At 46.6% G+C, this 6,328-nt stretch carries 10 protein-coding genes and 1 pseudogene; 1 reads left to right on the forward strand and 10 read right to left on the reverse strand.

Annotated elements, in window-relative coordinates; genetic code table 11:
- Positions 1-230: pseudogene (locus ON064_RS16475) on the reverse strand (GNAT family N-acetyltransferase); the annotation flags it as partial.
- A gap of 524 nt (positions 231-754) precedes the next feature.
- Between ON064_RS16475 and ON064_RS16480 the strand changes: the two are divergent.
- Complete coding sequence (locus ON064_RS16480) at positions 755-1,132, forward strand: VOC family protein (protein WP_274625619.1); 378 nt, start codon at positions 755-757, stop codon at positions 1,130-1,132.
- A gap of 52 nt (positions 1,133-1,184) precedes the next feature.
- Here the strand turns inward: ON064_RS16480 and ON064_RS16485 are convergent, their stop codons facing one another.
- From ON064_RS16485 to ON064_RS16525, 9 genes are all read right to left on the reverse strand, one after another.
- On the reverse strand, positions 1,185-1,688 hold the full coding sequence (locus ON064_RS16485; protein ID WP_274625620.1) for a peroxiredoxin family protein: 504 nt from the start codon (positions 1,686-1,688) through the stop codon (positions 1,185-1,187).
- A gap of 66 nt (positions 1,689-1,754) precedes the next feature.
- Positions 1,755-2,420 carry a haloacid dehalogenase type II gene (locus ON064_RS16490; protein WP_274625621.1) on the reverse strand — a complete coding sequence of 222 codons (666 nt, stop codon included), beginning with the start codon at positions 2,418-2,420 and terminating at the stop codon, positions 1,755-1,757.
- Positions 2,421-2,540: 120 nt separating this feature from the next.
- On the reverse strand, positions 2,541-2,816 hold the full coding sequence (locus tag ON064_RS16495) for a hypothetical protein (RefSeq protein WP_274625622.1): 276 nt from the start codon (positions 2,814-2,816) through the stop codon (positions 2,541-2,543).
- A gap of 27 nt (positions 2,817-2,843) precedes the next feature.
- Positions 2,844-3,251 carry a YhfM domain-containing protein gene (locus ON064_RS16500; RefSeq protein ID WP_274625623.1) on the reverse strand — a complete coding sequence of 136 codons (408 nt, stop codon included), beginning with the start codon at positions 3,249-3,251 and terminating at the stop codon, positions 2,844-2,846.
- Positions 3,248-3,817 carry an AAA family ATPase gene (locus ON064_RS16505; protein WP_274625624.1) on the reverse strand — a complete coding sequence of 190 codons (570 nt, stop codon included), beginning with the start codon at positions 3,815-3,817 and terminating at the stop codon, positions 3,248-3,250. The genes ON064_RS16500 and ON064_RS16505 overlap by 4 nt, the downstream gene beginning before the upstream one ends.
- A 36-nt stretch (positions 3,818-3,853) precedes the next feature.
- Complete coding sequence (locus ON064_RS16510; RefSeq protein WP_274625625.1) at positions 3,854-4,270, reverse strand: NUDIX hydrolase; 417 nt, start codon at positions 4,268-4,270, stop codon at positions 3,854-3,856.
- Between the two features lie 28 nt (positions 4,271-4,298).
- Entirely contained in the window at positions 4,299-4,745 is a 447-nt protein-coding gene (locus ON064_RS16515) for an NUDIX domain-containing protein (RefSeq protein ID WP_274625626.1), read from the reverse strand.
- A gap of 48 nt (positions 4,746-4,793) precedes the next feature.
- Positions 4,794-5,165, reverse strand: a complete 372-nt coding sequence (locus ON064_RS16520) for a hypothetical protein (RefSeq protein ID WP_274625627.1) — start codon at positions 5,163-5,165, stop codon at positions 4,794-4,796.
- A gap of 22 nt (positions 5,166-5,187) precedes the next feature.
- Positions 5,188-5,898, reverse strand: a complete 711-nt coding sequence (locus ON064_RS16525; protein WP_274625628.1) for an alpha/beta fold hydrolase — start codon at positions 5,896-5,898, stop codon at positions 5,188-5,190.
- Positions 5,899-6,328 lie beyond the last annotated feature (430 nt).

Raw genomic sequence — 6,328 nt, forward strand, 5'->3', positions numbered from 1 at the left:
CCGCCTCCCGCACCGATGACTTCCCCGTTCTCCATTGCCACAAACCAGCCGTTCCAGTCCTGGCTAGTATTGTGGATTTCACCCAAAATGCGCTGCTCGTTATAAAATTTCTTGATGACGCGTTCGATTTCATGTTGCGGCAATATACCTCGGTATGTGGCACGGTTGCCGGCTGCGCAGACCTTTGCAATACCCGCTGCGTCTTTAGCTTGTGCTTTACGGATTTCCACTATGTACGCGCCTCCTTATCCGAAAAAATAGTACAACACAATGCCGGTGATGATACCGAGCGTAAAGAATAGAATGAGTTTTGGTGTTTTCTTCATTGGTCTCCTCCTCTCTTGAGCTCTCTAAGGTTAGTGTATCAAACTTCTGTGGCATGAATTGCGATTGTTCCATTTTTATGTAAAGATGGTCTTTATTATCATATTCAACCATGTTCGAACCTCGGACAGCTCAAGGAGTGATTTATCTGAGCCATTTATTATTGTCCAAGAAATTCGTACCCGTTTATTTTATCGTAGGCTGCCTTTCCATTTTGTTGTTCCGCTCATTAGGCGCATCTTGGACTGAAGTGTGCCTTCTGAGCTTTTTATGTTTTCTAATCGGCATCCTGTCCTTTATCGAAAATTTTATTGTTTCCCTGGGGTTAAAACGCAGTTCCTAAATGACTGCTCATTGAAAGGGTTTTTCATATACCCACCGAATTATTAGGATGACGGGAATCATTATTTTATTCAGAGGAGGGAAAGCAATGATTTCAAAAATCGGACAGGTCATGGTGTATGTGCGCAACCAGGACGCAGCTGTTGCGTTTTGGACGGAAAAGATGAGCTTTGTGGTTTTGCAAGACGTCGAAAATGATGGCATGCGGTGGATCGAAATTGCGCCTCGTGAAGATGCGGAGACGAGCATCGTCTTGCATGATAAGAATTTGCTCGAACAGATGGATACAGACTTGAGTCTGGAGACGCCGTCGCTATTGTTTTACGCAACCAATTTCGAGCAGCTGCGAAATGAGTTGGCCAAAAAGGGCGTCACGGTCGGTGATATCGTCGAGATGCCAACTGGCCGGACCTTCAATTTCGCGGATGCCGAAGACAATTATTTCGCGGTGCGCGAGACGGATTGAGCAATGAAAAAAGAGCTTGGAGAATTCCCTCCAAGCTCTTTTGTGTAAAATCTTATTTTAAGTTTTTGCGGATGTACGCAGCGATTTTGCGCAATTCTTTTGCATGCGGACGGCCGAATGGGCTCGTTTGCTGTTGCTGGTACATGACCTTGCCTTCTTCATCAAGCAAGTAATATGCCGGCTCGCCGTGAATGCCATGGTCTTCGTACGGCGAATCTTCACCGTGATGGTAGACACCGTATTGTTTCAGGATGTCTTCAGTCGCATCGGCCAAGATTGGAGAGGTCAAGCCGTGTTTTTCTTTCATTTCATTTAGGTCCTGCTGGTTGTCTGTGGACAAGAACGTGAAATGGATATCCTTGCCTTCGAAATACGATAGGCTATCTTGAATTCCCTGCAATTCTTCGTTACATACTGGGCACCACGATCCTCTGAAGAAAATGACAAAGCGCCAACCTGGGCGTTCAGTTAAGTCCTGTTGCAGCGAATAATCTCCGCCTTCAGCGCGTGGCAATGAGAATGATGGGGCTAAATCCCCTAATTGTAGTCGGTTCATATAAAAGCCTCCTCTTATTATATAAGTAGTTTACCCGGAATAATCGGCTTTAATCTTTTCTGCGCTTTATTTCCATTTGAGCAAGCCGTTCAAGTCCGAAAATACATAATCCGGCTCCAGGCTGAGCTGCTCGACCGGTGCTTGTTTACGGTTGATCCATGCGGTCTGGAAGCCGAAATTCTTCGCACCTGAGATGTCCCATCCGTTTGAAGACATGAACAAAATTTCGTCGCGCTCAATCTGCAATTGATCCAAGACGTATTGATAAGCGGCCGGTGCCGGCTTGAACTGCTTAATCTCATCGACGCTGACGGCCTTGTCGAGCAAGCCCTTAATGCCTGCATTTTCGATCAGGGGATCGAGCATATCGTGCGAGCCGTTTGAGAACACGACGAGCTGATGATCCTGCAGTTGCTTCAATACCGCTTCTGATTCCTCATAGAGCGGCAAATGCAAGTAGGCGTCCATCAATTGCTGCTCGATGTCATCTGTCGATTCGAGCCCCTCGTCTTCGAGTGCGTATTTCAAGGCGCTGTGCGTGACGGCGTATAGCGTATCGTATTTGCCCATCAGTTGGCGCATCATAAAGTATTCAACTTGCTTCGTGCGCCACGTCTGGCTGATGGCGTCACCGTGCCCGGGAAACACCTCTTCGCATTGCTCTTTGATGGCGATAACGTCGAACAATGTGCCGTACACATCGAAGACGAACGCTTTGATCGGTTTGTCCATATGATTGTCCTCCTCTGGTTTTCACTGATAAATTTCATTACTTTTCCTTGTATCCCCTGTTAGGCAGAAAAATAACGGCATGAAAAAAAGCATCTTCTTTAAGATGCCGTAGGAGTGCATTCAATTGTCTCGTTTTTTGTCATTCTCAAAGTCTCTGACAAACTTTTCATCCTTCTTTTTTTCAATGAAACTCCAAACGGCAAAAATCAATACGGATATCACGATAATCAGGAGTGAGGCTGTGAAGACAAAATCGAAATCCATCTCTTCCACCATTTGGTCAACGTCAGCTCTTTGGATGTGGTGCGACCAACTGCTTTCGTAATCCATGAAGCTGAACGAAAGAATGAGCCCTATTACAAGGCCGCCTACGATTGATAAGAAAAACTTCTTCATCCTGCGGCCTCCTCCACCTTTGTCCATTCAATCAAGCAGATTTTCGGATGAAAGAAAGCTGTAGAGTTGCTCGACATCTTTTTGTTCCAATGTGTAGAGCGTATAGTCATCTGCTACATCCATGACGGACCCATGATCTTCCGCCATCCATAAATAGAATTCCTTTTCACCGAACTCCACTTTGAAATTAGGGTCCACTACATCGGCGACGCCCGAGACTTTATTGGCACGAGAAATGGCTGTTGCGAACAGCTTGATTGTTTGTTTATCGGTGATTTCGTAATTTGTGTTTTCTTTCACTTGTCCGAAACTTTCCATTTGGTACAAGACGATTTTGTCGGCAGCTTGTTGTTCGGCATTCAGTAAACCATTCTGGCACGCCGTTAAGGTGAAGAGCATGATCAGCAGCAATGACAGGACTTGCAGTTCTTTCATGAGCCACTCCCCCTAGAAGCTATTATTGTGATGTCGGAAATGGCGGCTTCCACTTGCTGTTCATTTGCCACGTTGAACAAATGATCCGCTTCGTCTGGTGAGGGAATGACGCCGGGGTTACCAACAGATTCAGCTTGTTGACGTACGAGCACATCCTTAAATGAAGAAACGGTGCGCAAGACGGAAGTGTCACGTCCGGCTTGATCGATTCTCGTTTTTAACACCTCGTCTGCCATGTCAAAGTTCACCAAGATAGTCGTAAAGCCTTTCGATCGGTAAAAATCCAGCAGCTTCAAGCGGCCTTGCCGGTTGCGGTTGGCATTGCACAAAATGATGTGGCAATCGGTTTGGTCGACCGCATGATTGACGATGGTCTGTGTCAGGGCATACTTGATCGCATTCGCCCCCTCTTTCGGGACGAGCGCCGGATAATAGTTTTGCAGGATTTCTGCATGATTGTCCTGATCGACGACGATGGCATTGGTTAGCTGTTGCTCAAGCGCTTTGGCGAATGTCGTTTTGCCGCTATGGGTTTTGCCGACCGTGATGACCGATACTCTGTTCACATGCGCAACTCCGTTCGTATGGTTTGTGAAAAGGGATTACTGGATAGCCGCCGCGCGATTCATGAACGCAATGAGGTGTTCTTGGTCTTCCGGGTAATCGTGAAGCAGTTCTTGCAGTTCGGCCTCTGTTTTCCACATAATTTCATCGATTTCATTATCCGGGTCCTGAAAACAAATATTGCCGGAGATGACTTCGCAAAGAAAATAATGGCTCGTCACTTCATAATGGCCGATTTGCACACTCTTCGTATGCAGCTGTTTCTCGACCTTGACGCGAAAGCCGGTTTCTTCCCACACTTCCCTCACGCATGCTTGTTGTGGGGATTCGCCCGTTTCAATTTCTCCGGACGGGATGCTCCATTTACCGGATGTCTTCGATTTCACCATGAGGATCTTGCCTTGGTCGATCACTACACCAGCTGCGCCCTGCCAAACTTTTTTAATGTCCTCCACAGATTTCCCCCCATAACATTTTAATGCCTTAGATATAATCGAGAATTTTAATATCCATTTCATCCAGGACCCCGATGTCCTCTTTTGTATCCCATAACTTCATTTCCGTGGTTTCGTCATTTGGTATGAAGGGCTGTAACTTATCTACCGTTCCAAGAAAAACAGGATTGTATTTGATTTCCCTAGTTTCAGTATGCTGGAGTTTGAGCAAGCCTTTGAACTCCAAGTCCTCAATCAACTGGCCGGATTCTTCATACAATTCCCTTACGGCACATTGCTTCGACGTCTCTCCGCCTTCTCTCCTGCCAGCCGGCAGTTCCCATTGCTCGCGCCATTTGTTGTAGACCATCAGATTTTTGCCGCCGCATTTGATGACTGCAAATGAACCTGCAATTGTCTCAAACTGATGGATCTCATGTTCCTCCATAAATAGAAAGTCCAGAAATTGAAAGCCATGGCTTCTTGTCGTGTTCATCGCTTACTCTCCTCCGTCAGGCTCTATGCTTAAAATCCTTGAACTTTTTTATTCCGTAGTCAACGCGAATTCCTCGACTTGCCCGTCCCATTTGATCTCCACATCCAACTCTTCATCTTGTTGAATGACCGCACAGCCTTCGCAGGCACTCTTGCCGACCAGCACTTCGCCTTCATCGACCAAGACATTTCCACTCGATGCACCGGCAGTCGATTCAATTGAATAGATGATGGTTTCAGGAGGCGGCTCTTCGCCGGTGTAGACGATTTTCCCAGTCGCTTCCTTGCTGTCTTGTGAAGTGACGTCGACCGTATAGAAGACCTCCCAATTGTCGCCGCTTCCTTTGAAGTTGTAACGGTCGCCTTCCGAACAGCCGCTAAGGATGATCAGTATGGCCAAAAGTGATCCGAGTTTTTTCATGAGATACGAGCCCCTCTCCTGATTAGTCGACGTGGCTTAGGAACAATTCAAGCGATTTCGCATGTAATTCCGCTTGTTCGGCATGAACCAAATGGGATGCGAAGGGAATGACCGATACGCGGACATTTTCATGCTTGTTAGGGTAATACAAGACGCCTTTCGTTTCGTTCGGGTTGCCTTCTCCTGCGATGTAGAGGATCGGTACATGAATGCCGGACAAATCGTTCGTTTCTTCGAATGGATACCATTCTTCACTCTGCCCCATTTCGACGAGTTTTCGCCAATCGCCTTTATGCAATTGGTCAAAATACGCATTCGTTTCCTCGTATTGGAAAATCTGTTGCTGGTTCCGCGTTTCCTGTTCACGCAATTGCGCCCAGTTGTCCGGCTTTTCTGCCGTGACACCAGATATCGTCAGGCTTTTCACTTTGGATGGAAATCGCTTCGCGAACACGATCCCGACCAAGGCCCCGAACGACGCCCCGACGATATGGGCCGAGTCGATTCCCAACTGTTCGAGCGTCTCTGCCAAATCCTTCGCGTTGCTTTCGAAAATATCGCCAAGGTCTGAAGTGACAGAATTCCCATGCCCGCGCAGGTCCGGCACAATGACCTGGTAGTGTTCTTTGAAATAATTGCGCTGGTATTCAAAATCGGTGAGCCCGGTCTGCAGCCCACTATGGAGGAACACAATCGGTTCCCCTGTGCCGAAAATTTCGCTATATAAAATCATCAAACTCCCCTTTTAAAAATAAATTGTCTTTATGCACTCACTTTTCCATATTGGTAGTCTAATAATATTGAAAATATGGTTAATTCTAGTGTAACCTATTTTCACTGATTATTCAGTACAAAGGCGCAGTTTTTTATCATTTGGAATGGTATAATAGAAGCAACTAATTACGAGAACACCTACGCCTAACGCCAGGCACCAGTTATGCAATTCGATTCACCCTCCTTTCCCGTTCGTTACATAAAATTTGAGGAGGGGTTCCGATGAAGCGCCAATTGTTTGTGCTGTTTCTGGCCGGTGTGTTATTGCTTGCAGGATGCGGCGAGCAGGACAAAAAGCCGCAGTATGGAGCGATGGAACCGGTGATTGCTGCTGGTGCTTGAGACTTGACGGTGCACATTTCTGGACTGTGCTACCGCATACTAAAAAG

The organism is Planococcus sp. A6 (assembly GCF_028823615.1).
GTDB lineage: Bacteria > Bacillota > Bacilli > Bacillales_A > Planococcaceae > Planococcus.